This window comes from Bacteroides sp. Ga6A2, assembly GCF_000702225.1.
GTDB lineage: Bacteria > Bacteroidota > Bacteroidia > Bacteroidales > Bacteroidaceae > Ga6A1.
The window spans coordinates 34,727-51,923 of record NZ_JNKX01000015.1; the positions used below are offsets into that span (position 1 = coordinate 34,727).

At 46.1% G+C, this 17,197-nt stretch carries 17 protein-coding genes; 13 read left to right on the forward strand and 4 right to left on the reverse strand.

Annotated features, from left to right (window positions below; genetic code table 11):
* Positions 1-11: 11 nt before the first annotated feature.
* The 3 genes from carA to T538_RS0104835 all read right to left on the reverse strand — a co-directional run bounded on the left by carA (position 12) and on the right by T538_RS0104835 (position 4,178).
* Positions 12-1,094, reverse strand: a complete 1,083-nt coding sequence (gene carA, locus T538_RS0104820) for a glutamine-hydrolyzing carbamoyl-phosphate synthase small subunit (RefSeq protein WP_031532456.1) — start codon at positions 1,092-1,094, stop codon at positions 12-14.
* A gap of 23 nt (positions 1,095-1,117) precedes the next feature.
* Complete coding sequence (locus T538_RS0104825; RefSeq protein WP_031532457.1) at positions 1,118-3,007, reverse strand: amidophosphoribosyltransferase; 1,890 nt, start codon at positions 3,005-3,007, stop codon at positions 1,118-1,120.
* A 256-nt stretch (positions 3,008-3,263) separates the two neighbouring features.
* The gene (locus tag T538_RS0104835) at positions 3,264-4,178 is read right to left on the reverse strand and encodes a Ppx/GppA phosphatase family protein (RefSeq protein WP_031532459.1); all 915 of its coding nucleotides are present in this window, start codon (positions 4,176-4,178) and stop codon (positions 3,264-3,266) included.
* A gap of 216 nt (positions 4,179-4,394) precedes the next feature.
* Here T538_RS0104835 and T538_RS0104845 point away from each other — a divergent pair, with 216 nt between their 5' ends.
* Both T538_RS0104845 and T538_RS0104850 read left to right on the forward strand, forming a co-directional pair.
* Positions 4,395-5,702 (forward strand): phosphatase PAP2 family protein, encoded by a 1,308-nt coding sequence (locus tag T538_RS0104845; protein WP_031532460.1) that lies wholly within the window; start codon positions 4,395-4,397, stop codon positions 5,700-5,702.
* 75 nt (positions 5,703-5,777) lie between these two features.
* Positions 5,778-7,265 (forward strand): hypothetical protein, encoded by a 1,488-nt coding sequence (locus tag T538_RS0104850; protein WP_155992995.1) that lies wholly within the window; start codon positions 5,778-5,780, stop codon positions 7,263-7,265.
* Between the two features lie 69 nt (positions 7,266-7,334).
* On the opposite strand, the gene T538_RS0104855 is transcribed toward T538_RS0104850, so the two are convergent.
* A complete protein-coding gene (locus T538_RS0104855) occupies positions 7,335-7,865 on the reverse strand; it encodes an adenine phosphoribosyltransferase (RefSeq protein ID WP_031532462.1) in 531 nt (176 codons plus the stop codon).
* A gap of 799 nt (positions 7,866-8,664) precedes the next feature.
* On the opposite strand from T538_RS0104855, the gene T538_RS18570 reads away from it, so the two are divergent.
* From T538_RS18570 to T538_RS17605, 11 genes are all read left to right on the forward strand, one after another.
* Complete coding sequence (locus tag T538_RS18570; RefSeq protein ID WP_231497062.1) at positions 8,665-9,738, forward strand: cyclophilin-like fold protein; 1,074 nt, start codon at positions 8,665-8,667, stop codon at positions 9,736-9,738.
* A 64-nt stretch (positions 9,739-9,802) separates the two neighbouring features.
* The gene (locus T538_RS0104870; protein ID WP_081834867.1) at positions 9,803-10,900 is read left to right on the forward strand and encodes an alpha/beta hydrolase; all 1,098 of its coding nucleotides are present in this window, start codon (positions 9,803-9,805) and stop codon (positions 10,898-10,900) included.
* Between the two features lies 1 nt (position 10,901).
* A complete protein-coding gene (locus T538_RS0104875; protein ID WP_031532464.1) occupies positions 10,902-11,474 on the forward strand; it encodes a DapH/DapD/GlmU-related protein in 573 nt (190 codons plus the stop codon).
* A gap of 13 nt (positions 11,475-11,487) precedes the next feature.
* Positions 11,488-11,871, forward strand: a complete 384-nt coding sequence (locus T538_RS18575; protein ID WP_197025751.1) for an amidohydrolase family protein — start codon at positions 11,488-11,490, stop codon at positions 11,869-11,871.
* Positions 11,826-12,833: an amidohydrolase family protein gene (locus T538_RS18805; RefSeq protein WP_231497063.1), complete on the forward strand. Its 1,008-nt coding sequence runs from the start codon at positions 11,826-11,828 to the stop codon at positions 12,831-12,833. The genes T538_RS18575 and T538_RS18805 overlap by 46 nt, the downstream gene beginning before the upstream one ends.
* 13 nt (positions 12,834-12,846) lie before the next feature.
* On the forward strand, positions 12,847-13,422 hold the full coding sequence (locus T538_RS0104885) for a flavin reductase family protein (protein WP_031532465.1): 576 nt from the start codon (positions 12,847-12,849) through the stop codon (positions 13,420-13,422).
* A 7-nt stretch (positions 13,423-13,429) separates the two neighbouring features.
* On the forward strand, positions 13,430-14,437 hold the full coding sequence (locus tag T538_RS0104890; protein ID WP_031532466.1) for a carboxymuconolactone decarboxylase family protein: 1,008 nt from the start codon (positions 13,430-13,432) through the stop codon (positions 14,435-14,437).
* A gap of 84 nt (positions 14,438-14,521) precedes the next feature.
* Positions 14,522-14,770 carry a flavodoxin gene (locus T538_RS0104895; RefSeq protein WP_231497064.1) on the forward strand — a complete coding sequence of 83 codons (249 nt, stop codon included), beginning with the start codon at positions 14,522-14,524 and terminating at the stop codon, positions 14,768-14,770.
* Between the two features lie 155 nt (positions 14,771-14,925).
* Positions 14,926-15,378, forward strand: a complete 453-nt coding sequence (locus tag T538_RS0104900) for a peroxiredoxin (RefSeq protein ID WP_031532468.1) — start codon at positions 14,926-14,928, stop codon at positions 15,376-15,378.
* Between the two features lie 11 nt (positions 15,379-15,389).
* Positions 15,390-15,935: a GNAT family N-acetyltransferase gene (locus T538_RS0104905; RefSeq protein ID WP_031532469.1), complete on the forward strand. Its 546-nt coding sequence runs from the start codon at positions 15,390-15,392 to the stop codon at positions 15,933-15,935.
* A gap of 219 nt (positions 15,936-16,154) precedes the next feature.
* Positions 16,155-16,991, forward strand: coding sequence for a DUF805 domain-containing protein (locus T538_RS17605; RefSeq protein ID WP_051655883.1), 837 nt, complete (start codon positions 16,155-16,157; stop codon positions 16,989-16,991).
* Positions 16,992-17,197: the final 206 nt, after the last annotated feature.

A 17,197-nucleotide genomic window follows, 5' to 3' on the forward strand; every position in this document is an offset into this window, starting at 1 on the left:
GCGGTTTTGAACTACTTGTTCAGCAAGTTTACAAAATCATCGAATAAGAACTCTGTGTCAACAGGGCCGCTGCAAGCCTCTGGGTGGAACTGTGCTGAGAACCAAGGATTCTTCTTGTGGCGGATACCTTCGTTTGAGCCATCGTTCATGTTTACGAAGTATGGCTCCCAGTCTGCGCCAAGCGTGTCAGAGTCTACTGCATAGCCGTGATTCTGGCTGGTTATGAAACACTTCTCTGTTCCAACCATGCGGACAGGCTGGTTATGACTACGGTGACCGTACTTGAGCTTGTAAATCTTTGCGCCGGCAGCCTTAGAAAGCAACTGGTTACCCATACAGATTCCCATGCAAGGACGAACAACAGGGTTTGCAAGGAACTTGCGGATGTTTACAACAGCGTCCTCGCAAGTGTCGGGGTCGCCCGGACCATTGGCAAGGAACAATCCGTCGAACTCAAGGTCGTTAAAGTCATAGTTCCAAGGAACACGAATCACCTCAACACCGCGGTTTATAAGGCATCTGATGATGTTGTTCTTCACGCCGCAGTCAACAAGCACAACCTTCTTTCCTGCACCTTCGTTGTACTTAACAATCTCCTTGCAGCTAACCTTGTCAACAAAGTTCACTCCGTTGTAGTCAGCCTGTGGAATATTGTTTGGCTCATCATCAAACACAATCTTACCCATCATTACACCGTGCTCACGCAAAACCTTTGTAAGTTCACGAGTATCGATTCCGGTAATGCCCGGCACCTGCTCGCGTTTAAGCCACTCTGCAAGACTCTCTACTGCGTTCCAGTGGCTGTACTCGGTGCTGTAGTCGCTCACGATTATGGCAGAAGCGTAAATCTTGTCGCTCTCCATAAAAGTTGCGAGTCCGTTCTTCTCAACAGAGAAAGGAGGCACGCCGTAGTTTCCAACCAAAGGATAAGTAAGTGTCATCAACTGGCCAGCATAAGAAGGGTCTGTCAAGCTCTCCGGATAACCCATCATCGCTGTGTTGAAGACAACCTCACCTGCTACTGGCTTTTCGTAGCCAAACGACTTTCCGTGAAACTTTGTCCCGTCGTCGAGGATTAGTGTTACATTTCTCATTACTTTGATTTATCTATATTCTTTTATTTTTGCTTATTGTAAATTTGCTCCACATAGTTTATGAAGGCTTGGTTTACCATTCTCACTCCGCCCGGCGTTGGATAGTCGCCGCTGAAGTACCAGTCGCCCGTATGCTTTGGGCAGGCCTTGTGCAATCCGTCGATGGTCTGATAAACAATCTCGATATCGCTCTTCACCTCCGGAGCCTTCAGCATCTCAACCATCTTGCGAGAGATGTCCTTATCGGTAAACGGACTGTAGATTTCCTTAACATAATTAACCATCTGCTCCTTAGGCAATCCAACCTGAGCCTTGCACTTGTCGTAGACTTCGGTTATAAGGCTTTCCTGATGACGGTCTTTCAGAAGTTCGACTGCCGCCTTGAAGGCGATGAACTCGCTCATCTTGCTCATGTCGATACCGTAATAGTCAGGATAGCGAATCTGCGGAGAAGACGAAACGATTACTATTTTCTTCGGATGCAGACGGTCGAGAATGCGGATGATGCTCTCGCGGAGAGTCGTTCCGCGCACGATGCTGTCGTCAATCACCACCAGATTGTCGATTCCGGCACGAAGGCTACCGTATGTTATGTCGTAAACGTGCGCCGCAAGGTCGTTTCGGGTGTTGCCCTCGGCAATGAATGTGCGCAGTTTTATATCCTTTATTGCCACCTTTTCGCCGCGAACATAACGATTCATAATCTTTGCCAGTTCCTCGTGCGTAGGCTTATGGTCAAGGCTTTCAATCTCCTTTATCTTCTGCTCATTCATATACTCCTTGAAGCCCTCGAGCATTCCGTAGTATGCAACCTCGGCTGTGTTTGGAATGAATGAGAAAACAGTATTGTCTACATCGCCATCGATGGCTTCGAGAATCGGCTGCAAAAGCTGGCGGCCAAGAGCCTTACGCTCTTTGTAGATGTCGCGGTCTGAACCGCGGCTGAAGTAGATGCGCTCGAATGCACATGGCTTAGGATTCTTCGGCTCAATGATTTGCGAAAGTTTAACCTCGCCTCGCTTGTTTACCAAGATTGCCTGCCCCGGATTCAGCTCGTTAATCTGGTCGGCTTCGAGGTCGAGAGCGGTTTGGATTACAGGGCGTTCTGATGCAAGAACCATCACCTCGTCGTCCTTGTACCAGAAGGCAGGACGGATTCCCCAAGGGTCACGCATCGAGAAGCACTCGCCGCTTCCCGTCAGTCCGCATACAACATATCCGCCATCCCAGAGGGCACTTGCCGAGCGTACAACGTTTGTGAGGTCAATATTATCCTCTATGTAGCGGGTGATATCCATGCCCTCAAGTCCCTTGGCAGTAGCCTGAGCGTACAGGCGTTCGCTTTCGCGGTCGAGACGATGCCCCACCTGCTCGAGCATTATGTAAGTATCCGAATATATTCGTGGATGCTGTCCTTTTGCCGTGATATCAGCAAAGACTTCATCGACATTTGTCATATTGAAATTGCCGCATAGACATAGATTCTTGGCTCTCCAATTGTTTCGTCTCAAAAACGGATGGACGTATGTTAGTCCGCTCTTTCCGGTTGTTGAGTAGCGAAGATGTCCCATGTAAAGCTCGCCGGCAAACGGAAGACATTTTTTTGCATAGTCGGCATCGGTAAGTTGCTGAGGCGTGAGGTCCTTGTATTGTGCGTGTACGTTCGAGAAAATCTCGGTTATAGCCCCCGAGCCGAGAGCCTTCTCGCGAAACATATATTCCTCGCCCGGATTAGCCTCAAGTTTCACGCAGGCCATGCCCGCGCCCTCTTGTCCTCGGTTGTGCTGTTTCTCCATCATCAGATAGAGTTTGTTAAGCCCATACATCCATGTGCCATACTTCTGCTGATAGTACTCGAGCGGCTTCAGCAGTCGTATCATAACAACTCCGCATTCATGCTTCAATGGTTCCATCGTGTCTTTTTATCCTTTTACCTGTTTATGTTTATCTAATTTATATATAGAATAATCGCCAACAACGGAGCGGAGGGCTAACTCCACTTCCGTTATCAGCGATATATCTTTTATGTAAGCAAGCGCGATACAAACTTTAGGCTTGTACACGCAGCCTTGTATTCTATACATAAGTCTGAACTTTACAAATTTCTGCAAAGGTAATACTTTTCCTTTACTTCTGAAAGAAATATGCAAAAAATGTTTGATTGTATAATTACATTTCGTCGTCTGAGTAATCATCAAACATCTTAACTATACCTTTTTCTTTATAGTCGTAGTAAACCGATGCCAAAATGCCGTCGGCGAGACTAATCTTCGGAACGTATATATATTCACTCTGAAGGCACTCTGCAACCTTGATGAAGATTTTGGCTGCCGGAACGATTACGTCGGCGCGGTCCTTCTTGAGATAGTAGTCGGACATGCGCTGTTCTACGCTCAGGGCTGAAAGAGCCTTAGTAATCTTTACGAGCGACTTGATTGGCATGTTTAGGTTGTCGCGCTCCTTTATCGGGATAAGTTGGAACAACTTGTTGATGTTTCCGCCCAAGCCGATGATGTTTACCTTGCCATACTTTTCGTTCAACTCGGTGAGTTCGGTTTTCAGCAGATTCTTTGTTGCCGCATCTACCTTGTCGTTAAGCATTCGCAGAGTTCCGACTTTGTAGGCTCTTGTCTCGAGAACGTCGCCATGCTCGGCAAATGTAACCTCGGTGCTTCCGCCGCCCACATCGACATAAGCCCAGACGCCGCCCTGAGCCTTGTTGACCAATCGGCTGCAACACAAGAATTCGGCTTCTTGCTTAGCGTCGATAATCTCGATATCTATCTCTGTATTCTTTACAATGCGCTTTATTACCGTTTTACCGTTCTTTGCCTCTCTGATGGCTGATGTGGCGCAGGCGCGATAACTCTTAACCTTGTACATGCGCATCATCTGGCGGAAGCCGTTCATCATGCGCATCATCATGTCTTGTTTCTCGCGACTTATCTCACCAATGGTAAAGACATCCTCTCCCAATCGTAAAGGGTATCTGATGAACTCCACCACTTTTCCTTCTTCATTTTTTATAAGTAGTCGTGCAGCATTAGTGCCAATATCAATTGCTGCGAAGTTAAGTTTATTCATACCTTCAAATTCCATATAAATTAAACTCTGCAAAGTTAATGTTTATTTGTTTTAGTTGCTACATAATATCGATTTATTTTTCAAAATATTTTTCGGGGTTACGATTTGTCATATTTTTAGGGCAGAAAATCACCCCTTCATGTTTCGGCAAATGCTTTTGCACATTTGGGCGTTTATTAGTATATTTGCAGCGTTAAAGCAAAAAGATTCTGAAAAGTGACATTTTTTAAGACTATATCCGTTGCCGTTGCTATGATGACAGCACCTGCAAGCCTGATGGCAAATGCTACGGCTGATGCCGAAACATGCCTCAGAACTGACTCTTCTGATATTCTGAAAGAAGAGACTGCCGAGTTGGTTGGCGAGATTGAGAACGACGAGGCAAACAAGAAGGCAACGCAGAACAAGATGAAAATTGCGCACCTCTACTACGGCGTGATGACTGGTTACTACGGCCTGACAATAAAGAAAGACCACGGCGGAGCTGCAACATCGCCCGAATACAAGAGTGCATTCAGCACCAAGGTGGATAATGTGCTGGTTTTCGCGCCGCTGGCAGCAACCTACACGCTTAAACTTGCAGGAGTAGAAAGCCGAAACTCATGGCAGAAGATGGCTGTCTCAAACGCATTGTCGATTGGTATCGCCATGGGAACATCGAAAATTATAGAAAACAACGTGACCCGCCGCCGTCCGATGGGTGGAAGCGACACGAACTGCTTTCCGTCTACTCACGCGGTTATGGCTTTCACGGGCGCAACAATCCTCAGCAACGAATATGCGTGGAAGCATCCGTGGATTGGCGTGGGCGGATATGCATGCGCTACGCTTACGGCTCTGATGCGCCGAACAAACGACATGCATTGGTATAGCGACCTGTCGATGGGTGCAAGCATCGGAATCACTTCTACCGAACTGGGATATTGGATTACCGACCTTCTGTTCAAGTCACCAAAAGGCGGAAAGGCAAGATTGCAGAAGGCTGTCATCGACAAGTCGTTCCGACCTTCGTTCGCCAACTCATTCATGGGAATGTCGTACATAAATTCAGAATTCAATATCGGCAACGACAAGATTTCCTTCAAGAAAGGAAACAAGGGCGGTCTTGAATCGGCTTACTTCTTCAACCCGTACGTCGGCGCAGGCGGACAAATATACGTCACCACGAACCAAGTAAAGGTGAACGGCGAGGCACAAGACCACGCTTTCGACTGCGCCGTAATTGGCTGCGGCCCTTACTTCTCGTTTCCCGTTACAAACACGCTGCTGATTGGCGCAAATGCAACTGCCAGCTATACCGCCTACCCTAACTGCGACCTCAACACCATAGACTATCGTCTTGGCGGACGCGACGGCTTTGGATATGGCGCTGGCGCATCGTTGTCGTGGCTTCTGGGCGGACTGAAGCAGAACATTCGACTCTACTGCGCTTATGCTTCGCTTCCATCAATTGCCGAAGGAAGCGGCAGACTGAAGACATTCGGCTACGGCATAGGATTCAGTAAGATGTTCAGCGTGAAATAATTTTCAGAATAGTTTGTCCGTCTGGTATATTTTAGTTTTCTTTGCATCATAAATTATCATTCAAAATTACAAGTAATGCAAAGAATAACTAGAAACTTATCTCTGTGCACCATGATGTTCTGCTGCGCTACTGCCTTTGCGCAGAATATCGTGCACATAGAAATAGAAGATTCCATTAACAGAATTTCTATTCCAAAAGGGTCGAGAGAAATCGTAGTCGACACACGTGTAAAAGGTGGACTAGGTGGACACAAGAAGGCACATTACAGAATATACAACATCGACTCTGGAGAGCTGACTTGGGAAGAGACATCTCCCGAACAACTTATGTTTCTCAGACTACCTTATGGCATGTTCAAGACTAAGGGCGACTGCGTCCCATTAGAGTATTGCTACAGCAAATCGGGATACAATATTCTGACTCTTAGCGACTTCGAATCTCGAGCCACACTTATTGAAACGAAGACGTACAAAAAGACGTATTCGAAACGAATTCTACCTTTCTTCATCGATGTGCAAAAAGACATCATGATTGGCGTTCTAAAGTCTTCAAACAATTACATATACGGATACAGACTTTCAACAGGAAAGAGTCTATGGGAATGTGAGATAACAAAGAATGCAAACGAGCAGTTAAACAACATTTTAAGAATGGACGACGACCATATTGCATTCACATCAAAATCGCTAAACTATCTCGACATCAATACAGGGAAAAATATAAAGCTTGTACACGACTTAGTGTATTCCGAAGCCGAAACCAGCGGCGGTAATCCTTCATACTTTGTAGCATTTGGAATTGGAGGAGGAGCGCTAGGAGGAATGATTGGAGCAACCATTATGTCGCAAGGATATGTTTTAGGAGATTCACAAATGGAATTTGTGAAGAACGGTGACAACATCTTTCTGGCAGACCAAAAGCAACTCTTCTGCTTCGATAAAAAAATGAAGAATATATGGCAAAACACCTTTGAAGAAGACAGAATAGGACATACCAAACTTTGCTTCAGCGGCGACACTGTAATTATGATAAACGAAGCCCATTCGGTGCAAAACAAAGTAAAGGCGAACAACAAACGCGAAGAAAAACTGAAGAAATTCGGCGTTCCGTATATAGCAAAATACAACAGAGAAAACGGCGAACTGATCTCAAAAGAACTCTTCCCGAAGAAATGGAACAAAGAAATTTTCGGCAAGGCAATCCGCTTTGTCACCGACACTTTATACTATTTCGACGAGACATCAAAGAAATTCAGCAAAATGACATTCAAACAGAACGAATATGCTTTAAGAACCGTAAGCGGCAACATCATTGTAGTAGACATAAACTTGAACATTTTACGCCAATACAAGAGAAACTCAATCTATACACGCGAGACTTCAGAAGAAAATCCTAACAGACTTCTATACAAAAGCGCATGTAATGGTCACGAATTTTACCTTGTCGAAAACAACAAAATTAAAAGGCAGTTCATAGGCAAAGATTTTCTTGACGTATCGCTTAAATGCGGCAAGCTGATAATAGTAAAAGAGAAATCGCTTGATATCGAGAAACTGGCGTAAAGACACAATAAAGCCCCGAGTGCATTTCGCAATGGAATCGCCCGGGGCTTCAGCTATCTAAAACCTAAATTACAAACTCAACAATGATGTTACTTCGATGTCGTCGCCAATAAACTCACGACCTTTCAGACCCTCATCGCGGATTTCGATGATGAAGTTCATGTAGCACTTCTTTGGGTTGAACTTCTTAACCAAATTCCATGCAGCCTTTATCGTTCCACCTGTTGCCAGAAGGTCGTCGTGGATAAGCACCACATCGTCCTCGTTGATGGCATCGGCATGAATCTCGATTGTATCGGTGCCGTATTCCTTTGTATATGTCTCCTGAATGGTCTTTGCTGGCAGTTTTCCCGGTTTGCGGCACATAACCAGTCCGGCATTCAGTCTGCGCGCAAGGCACGAACCCATTACGAATCCGCGCGACTCAATACCAACGACCTTAGTAATGCCCTTATCCTTGTAGAGTTGGTACAGCTCCTCGTCCATAATCTCAAGAGCCTTTGCATCTTTAAAAAGCGTTGTAACGTCGCGGAAGTTGATGCCCTTCTGAGGGAAATCCTTTATCGAACGCAAGTGTTCGAGAAGATATTGATTATTCATTTCTATTTTGTTATTTTTTGAACCAGCGTGCAAAGATAATAAAATTTTAACAACAGCGATATTATTTTGTAAGATTCCCACCTATTTTTCCGTAGGGCAGCCCCATACGTCATTTTTCATGATGCCAAAGGCTTGTTACGGTCAACAGAAAATACTATATTTGCACAGATTACGTAAGTCCGGGATAAATCGTACCCTGTAATAATATGCAATGGCATTCTGTATCATTATGCAGAAAGTAGGCAAAAATCGACTTTTAAGGTAGCCGGTAGGTTCAGGGTAGCAAGATGGTAGCAAGATGGTAGCAAGAGGATAGGTTCGGCGAAGCGTATATTGATGCAATGGTGTTAACAATATTTGAACTTGAAACTTGAAAATTTAAAGTTGAAAATTTGGGGAATTCACAATTCAAAATTCATAACTTAGAACTTGTAACGAACAATTTCTAATGGAATTGTTCGTTTGGTAAATACAAAATAGTGACAAGGTATATGTAGGGTATATGTAAGCTATATGTAAGCTATATACAAGCTATATGCAAGCTATATGTAAACTATATGTTGGCTATATGTAAACTATATGTAAGATATATGCAAGGTTTAGCCAGATTAGGTGATGGGTAAGCAGAAGATTTACTGTTGGGAAATCTCGTCAATTGCAATTTTCAATGGGTAATGGACGATTTCTGCATCGGAAAATAGAATCTTCCGTAATATTGGTAATTCTATCCAAGATTTGGGTAATCAATGTGTTGAAAATAGCGCGTACCTTTGCAGTGGATTTAATAATAGAAAAGGACATGAGACGATTATTTTCAGTATTTTGCATGATGCTCCTTGCTGTGAGCATAAGCGCCAAGACTCTGGTGGTGTACTACAGTTATACAAATAATTGTCACGAGATAGTGACCTCCCTAACGAGCCTGATTCAGGCTGATGTGATGCGTATTGAACCTGCCGACAAAACGCAGAAGTACGAGGCAAACAACTATGCTATTGGCACGGCGCTGCTGAACGCCATTAAGGCTGCGCCCAATGATGCGGCGAGTTATCCCGCCATCGCCCCCGTAAGCATCACCGACCTCTCGCAGTATGAGAATATCGTCATCGTCACGCCCTTGTGGTGGAGCCAGATGGCAGCCATCATGCAGACGTTCCTCTTTAATTACGGTACGCAGATGACAGATAAGAATGTCGCGCTGATTGTATCGAGCCACAGCAGCGGCATTAGCGGTGTGGTGGCCGATGCAGAACGCTTGGTGAAGAACATCACTTGGATGGGCGATGCATTGTGGATTAACGCCAGCAATCATAGTAACCGTGCCTCGCTAATTCAGAACTGGCTACCAACACTAAATTTCGCAGAAAAACAAACTACTATGAACAAGATATATATCACCATCGACGGTGAACAGACACTGACTGCCACGCTCGCCAACAACACTTCGGCACAGGCACTAATGGAGGCCTTAAAGCAGGCGCCCATTACCTACGAGGCCCACGACTACGGCAACTTCGAGAAGGTCGGTCCATTGGAACAGTCATTCCCTGAGAACAATAAGAGCATCACCACTGAGCCGGGCGACATCATCCTATACCAAGGCTCGAATCTCTGCCTCTATTACGACACAAATACATGGACGTTTACCAGTATTGGCAAAATTGAAGGCAAGACGCAAGCCGAGCTGAAGCAGATTCTGAAAGCCGGACAAGGTAATATCACCGTAACGCTGTCGCTCATCAACACTACGGGTATCAGCAACGTTCGCTCCAATGCAGAAAACGATGTACACTATTCGCTGAATGGTCTGCGTGCAAATAGCCCTAGCAAAGGAATATTCATCAGAAATGGTAACAAGGTTGTGATTAAGTGAGAGAAATGGAAGTTCGCTTACATTCCGAACATGAACGAGTTCAAACAAAATACAAGATTATCTTATGAAGAAAGCATTATTAGCCGCAGTACTGATGGGCTTTACGCTCACGGGGTGCAATCAGAAAAGTGAAAACAATCAAAATGAAAAAGGTATGAATACGACATTGCAGTTGACTCTGGAGTGGGACAAAACGTTTCCCAAGAGTGACAAGGTGGACCACAAGAAAGTCACGTTCAAGAACCGCTACGGCATTGAACTTGCTGCCGATATGTACACGCCAAAAGGTGCTGAGGGCAAACTTGCAGCTATCGCAGTGAGCGGACCGTTCGGTGCAGTGAAGGAGCAGACAAGCGGTCTTTATGCCCAGCACATGGCTGAGCGTGGTTTCTTGACCATCGCCTTCGATCCATCGTTCACTGGCGAGAGTGCTGGCGAGCCTCGCCGCATGGCCTCGCCCGACATCAACACCGAGGACTTCCTCGCTGCCGTCGATTTCCTGAGCAATCAGGACAATGTGGATGCTGAAAGAATTGGCATCATCGGCATCTGCGGCTTTGGCGGAATGGCAGTGAATGCTGCCGCCATCGACCCCCGCATCAAGGCCACCGTTGCCTCGACGATGTACGATATGAGCAAGGTGAACGTGGAGGGCTACTTCAAGAGCGAGGACACCCAGGCACAGCGCATGGAGAAGCGCAAGGCCATCGCCCAGCAGCGTACCGAGGACTTCAAAAACGGTACCTACAAGCGTGCTGGCGGTGTCATTGACCCGCTGCCCGACGATGCACCGCAGTTCGTGAAGGACTACTACGACTACTACAAGACCCCACGCGGCTACCACGAGCGCAGCGGCAACTCCACTGATGGCTGGAACGTCATCGGCTGTCAGTCGTTCCTCAACCAGCCCCTATTGGCTTGGGCACACGAGATTGAGTCGCCCGTCCTGCTCATTCACGGCGAGAAGGCCCACAGCCGCTACTTCTCTGAATACGCCTTCGAAAAGATGACGGGCAAGAATCCAGACGGCAAAAGCATAACTATCGGCAACAAGGAGCTGATGATTATCCCCGATGCTGTCCACACCGACCTTTACGACGACAAGAACGGGAAGATTCCATACGACAAGATGGAGGAATTCTTCAAGACAAATCTGAAATAAAATGACGATACAAGAGTTCAGGGATTACATGGCCTCTGACAAGCCCGTTGAAGGCGGGTCTGAAGTTCACATGATGTTTCATAAACTTTCCCAAGAGGCTTTGCAGATTACGGCAGACATTAACAGCAAGTATCACACGCCCGAGGAATTACATGACCTGTTGGAGCAACTTTGGGGACGCGAGGTGCCGAAGAGTGTTGGGATGTTTCCACCGTTCCATACCGACTGCGGCAAGAATACTGTCGTAGGCGAACGCGTCTTTATCAACATGGGCTGCAAGTTCCAGGATCAAGGCGGCATCATCATCGATGAAGGCGCACTCATAGGCCATAATGTCGTGCTGGCCACGCTCAACCACATGCTTGAACCAAGCATGCGAGCGGGAATGACACATGCGCCCATCCACATCGGCAAGAACGTATGGATTGGCGCAAACGCTACTGTACTTGCAGGTGTTACCATCGGCGATGGTGCAGTGGTAGCAGCCGGTGCCGTCGTGACAAAGGATGTCGAGGCAAACACGATTGTCGGTGGTGTCCCTGCCAAAGTGATTAAGAAGATTGAAATCGAATAATAAACAAAAAGGTATGAGACAGATTGTAACACTAATCGCACTGCTGTATGCGGCAATGGTGCATGCTCAAGGCATAATCGATGTACATTCACATCTTATCACCTCTGAGTTTGTGTCGGCATTGGAAAACGAGGGCAAACTGATGGACGAGGGATTCCCCTTGCCGAAGTATGACGTCACGGAGCATCTGCGGTGGATGGACGAAGCTGGCATTGAAACATCGGTGCTGACATTAGCGGCACCACAGCCGACATCAGCCGAAGTGGTTCGTAAGACCAACGAGACCGCTGCCCGCATAAAGCGCGAGCACCCTGGGCGATTCTGTTCTGTGCCGCCCTGCCGCTACCTGATGTGCAGAAAGCCATCGGGGAGGCGAAGTATGCCCTCGACGTGCTGAAGGCCGACGGCATCAAGTTGGCTACCAATGTGAACGGGCAATATCTCGGCGCACTTGAACTCGACACGCTGTTCTCTGTATTGAACGAGCGCAAGGCGGTGGTGATTCAGCATCCGCATCGCCCTGAGCCAGTGAACAAGGAGGTAATGATACAGACGCCGCTGGCTATGCAGGAATACCTATCTGAGACCACTCGTGCCGTAACGAATATGATTAGTCGCAACGTGCTGGCCCGTTTTCCGAATGTAAAGGTGGTGGTGCCCCATTGTGGAGCCTATCTACCGCTTGCCGTGCCTCGCATGAAATCGCTGACACCCGTGATGCAGGCCAACAAGATGGTGGGTGAGATAGACTGGGAGGCCAACCTTCGCGCCCTGTACTACGACCTCGCAGGCGCACACAGTCCAGAGACCATCCGCATGATGCTCACCATCACCACGCCCGACCATCTGTTCTACGGTTCCGACTATCCTTACGTTGCTACACAGGTGCTCACCCAGAGCCTCGCCCGCATGAAGCAGTATCTATCGAAAGAGCCCGACCTTGCGCCATTCCAAAAGATGATTCTTTCGGAGAATGCCCGTTGGCTTTTTGGTCAAACCACCAATAAGCCAACCGCTGACGTACCTCACGCTGATACGATGTTGTATCGCCTGGCTGAAATCGAGATTCATCCGCAATACTTGAAGGAATACCTTGCTGCAGCCGCAGAAATTCAGAAAGCGAGCCTTGCCGAAGAACCAGGCGTAATCTGCCTGTTCCCAACACAAACAAAGGAAGATAGCTGCCAAATTCGTATCCTCGAAATCTACGCCTCGCAGCAGGCCTACCAGCACCACATCCAGACTGCCCATTTCCTGAAGTACAAGCAGGGCACCCTACACATGGTGAAGCACCTGAAGCTGCAAGACTTCCAGCCGCTAACACCAGAAACAATGAATATGATTTTTAAACGACAATAAAAACAGAAAGAACATGAAACAGAATATCGGACAGAAAATGACACTCTATCCCACACCAGCAACAGTTGTTGGCACTGTGGATAGCGAAGGAAAAGTAAACTGGCTCTTGGTAGCCCATGTGGGTATCGTAAGCCACTCAAAGCTATTGCTAAGCGTACATTCGTCGCACCATAGCATCGCAGCCATCGACGAGAGCAAGCGTTTCTCAATCAACATCATCAGCGAGGATTTTGTGGCTCAAGCCGACTACACAGGAACAGTAAGCGGAGCCAATACCAACAAATCGCAAGTGTTTGAGTTTCATTTGGGCGAGGCAGGTATGCCAGTTATTGAACAGTCGCCTATGGTGATGGAGTGCGAAGTCATAGACGTGTACGAGATCGACGGTTTTAAGAACTACATTTGCAACGTGTTGAACAACTACGTGGATGAGGATAAACTGGACGAGAAAGGCAAGCCCAACTACGAGAAACTGCGCCCCGTACTGTTCGAGATGCCTACCTATAAATATCTGCGTACAGGCGACATCATCGGCGACTGCATGAGGATGGGGAAAGCATACGGTACAAAGGTTATCAATAAGGAATAAGGGAACAATGAAAAGAGTCGCAACATTATTATTTGCATTATTAATGATGACAACAGTAAATGCACAGACGCTGACGGAACGTCAAAAGGGATTGGCGGCATGTGCCTGTCTGATGGCACAAGGTAACTTGGAACGCTTGGAACCAGTCGTGCGACAAGCACTCGACAACGGCGTAACCATCAATGAAGTGAAAGAGGCTTTCTCGCAACTATATGCCTACACGGGCTTTCCGCGTAGTCTGAATGCACTGGGCGTATTGAACAAGGTATTAGAGAATAGAAGTAAAAACTGGCAGGAGGGTAAGCCTTGGATGCGCCCTGCCGAGTGGGATAATGCCCGCAAGGCATATGAACTGGGCACGAAGAACCAGACGCAGCTATCTGGCAGTCCGTTCGATTACACCTTCTGTCCGCAAGACGATTACTATTTGAAAGCACACCTCTTTGGCGACATTTTCGCCGGCGACCAACTCACAAATGCCGACCGCGAGATAGTGACCGTTGCAGCACTGAGCGGTCTCGAAGGTGTTGCTCCTCAGTTGACTGCCCACAAGAAGGGCGCCGTAAATATGGGCAACCCGCAAGAACTCGTCGACGAGCTCTGTGCTTGGCTTGATAAAGAAGGGTACACGCTGAAGAGTAAATGGCCGAAGGGCGAACCCAACACGGGCTATGCGCAGTATTTCATCGGCAATAGTTATTTGTCCAACGTTGGCGGTGATGTACATAATGTCACCTTCGAGCCACGCTGCCGCAACAATTGGCATATCCATCACAAACAGGTGCAGGTACTGATCTGCGTAGCAGGTCGCGGCTGGTATCAGGAATGGGGCAAGGAGCCTGTGGAAATGACTCCTGGCACCGTCATCGCTATTCCCGCCGAGGTGAAGCACTGGCACGGTGCAGCCAAAGACTCATGGTTCCAGCATCTGACGTATCATAAAGACGTAAAAGAAGGTGCAAGCCATGAGTGGCTGGAACCTGTAACGGATGAGATATACAACAAACTACAGTAAGATATGAAAAAGATAGTAAGGATATTGACGGCACTCTTGGCTATGAGTCTGAGTGTATGCTCACAAAAGAATGAGAGTAAAAACATGAACAAAGTATTAGTTGCCTATTTCTCGGCTTCAGGTGTGACAAAGGATGTGGCCCAGCAGTTGGCAGAGGTAACAGGTGGAACACTGCACGAAATCAAGCCAGCACAGCCCTACACAGATGCAGACCTCGACTGGCGTGACAAGCAGAGCCGTAGCAGCGTAGAGATGCAGGATAAGTCATCTCGCCCAGCCATCACGGACAGAGTATCGAAGAAAGATTTAGAGAAACAAGTTAATAAACAGTAAATCTGCCTCCTACAATCAAAATTTCGAGCTGTGTCACTGTGCGGCACAATGCAATAAAAGAACTCATTTTACGTTATATTACATACGCACTGAAAGTCCGAAGCACTGCCCTATCACGAACAGACGTACAGAATAAATAAAAACAAATATCAACAATGCTGACAATCAACACACAAGCTCCTGATTTTACTCTGCCCGATCAGGACGGAAAAATACATAGTCTGAGCGACTACAAAGGCAAAAAGATTGTGCTTTATTTTTACCCAAAGGATAACACTTCGGGCTGCACAAAACAGGCTTGCGCTTTTTCGGAACTCTTTCCGCATTTTCGCGAAAAGGGCGCAGAAATCATCGGCATCAGCAAAGACAGCGTTGCCTCGCACAAAAAATTTCAGGAGAAATTCAACCTCAAGTTCACCCTCCTCGCCGACACCGAAAAGACCGCCATCCAAGCCTACGACGTTTGGAAAGAGAAAACCCTCTACGGCAAAAAATCTTTCGGCGTAGTGCGCACCACGTATCTAATCGACGAAAACGGAATAATCGTAAAGGCTTTCTCAAACGTCAAGGCGGCTGAAAATCCGGGACAAATGTTGGAGGAGATATAAATTCGTCAACTATGCATTACAACAAAATTATCACCCTAAAAAACTCCGCCGTCTGCACTCTCCGCAATGCTGATTTTGCCGATGGTGCGGCGGTGCTCGAAGTGTTTTTACTCACTCACGCTCAAACAGATAACTTACTCTCGTATCCCGATGAAAACACTTTTACAGCCAACGATGAGGCGATGTATCTTAAAGAAAAATCCGACAGCCAAGACGAGATTGAAATCCTCGCAGAAATCGACGGCAAGGTGGTTGGCACAGCGGGAATTTCAAAAATCGGCAAGCACGCAAAGGTAAAGCACCGCGCCGAATTTGGTATCGGCATCGACCAAAAATATTGGGGTTTGGGCATCGGCAAGGCTCTCACCGAAGCCTGTATCGAATGTGCGCGAAAAGCAGGTTACAGTCAGTTGGAACTCGAATGTGTGGCAGAAAATCAAAAGGCTTTGAACCTCTATCGCCGCCTTGGCTTCATAGAATTTGGGCGCAATCCGATGGGTTTTAATTCGCGAAATAAAGGTTTTCAAGAATTGGTGATGATGCGATTGCCGCTATAAAAAAGTTGCTATCCTAAAAAACATTTCTACATTTGCAAAAAACGCATGTCTGTTTCGACTTTCTTCTGCATCTGACTGCAAGGCTTTCCAACCGAACTACAAGGACATGGGCAAAGAAAATCATAAAAAACAACCAGATATGCCCCCAAAAAGCATTATTTTTGTCGAGATTTTAATCAAAACCTCAATAACAACTAATTTTATCCAAACTAAAAAAGTATGAAAAGCAGAAAAATGTTTGCAGCACCGCTCTCTTTCGACGGCAGAATTGGACGGTTGGAGTATTTTCTGACACTCCTTATCGTATTTACAGCAATCTTAGCCTTTATATATAGGCCGTATCTTATAAATGCAGATATCGAAATTTTTATCAACAATATTGAATATCCATTGCTCACCTTGGCTCTCTGGTTCTTGTTGGCGCAGACTATCAAGCGAACTCATGACTTCGAACTATCAAGCGTACCATTTAAGGTTCTTCCGTTACTTTTCTTAGAAGGAGATAAAAAAGACGATGAGTGCAATATCGAAAATAAAGTATGCACTATACAGAACACCTATGTTCGATTCTATATCTGCCTGATGCTACTCTATACATGTGGCATAACAATAAACCTTATTCATTGGTATAAGATTTTAGTCGATTATGGTCAGGCAAATTTGGCATTAATGACATTACAAACCACGTTTAGTACAATTTATTTCGTAGGTTTTCTCTTGCTTTTACATTATCGGAAAGTTGGATTTTATTTAGTTACTTGCGGTGGCGTTTTTACTTTTATCAATACAATAGGATATATCAGCACCTATCCGAAGTTATTCCAATTTTCGTCAATACCAATAGCTGAGACTTATCTTGCCGTCATACATTTGCTATATATTGCAAGTTTCACAATTCTCTACAAGATGCTAAAAAAAACGTCAGAGTGGAAAAAGTTAGAAAAAGGCTTAAAGGGTACAAACTGGAAGTCTGTTATGACATATTTCCTTGTACTCGAATTGGCAAGATTTATTACAGACCAATTTATGAAGATCTTCACTTTAATAAGATTGTAATATTTATCCCTCATCATGCTTTCTTGAATTGGCGACGTCAGCATCTGCATTGACGAGGGAGAAGCATTTTTAGCACATTATTCAACAAATCCATATTGCATCGCAGAAAATACTACGAGATACCACTACCGAAAATCGGAAGGACGGACTACCAATTTCACATTTTTTAGGCATTATTCGGAAAAGTTTTAATATTTTTGCGGATT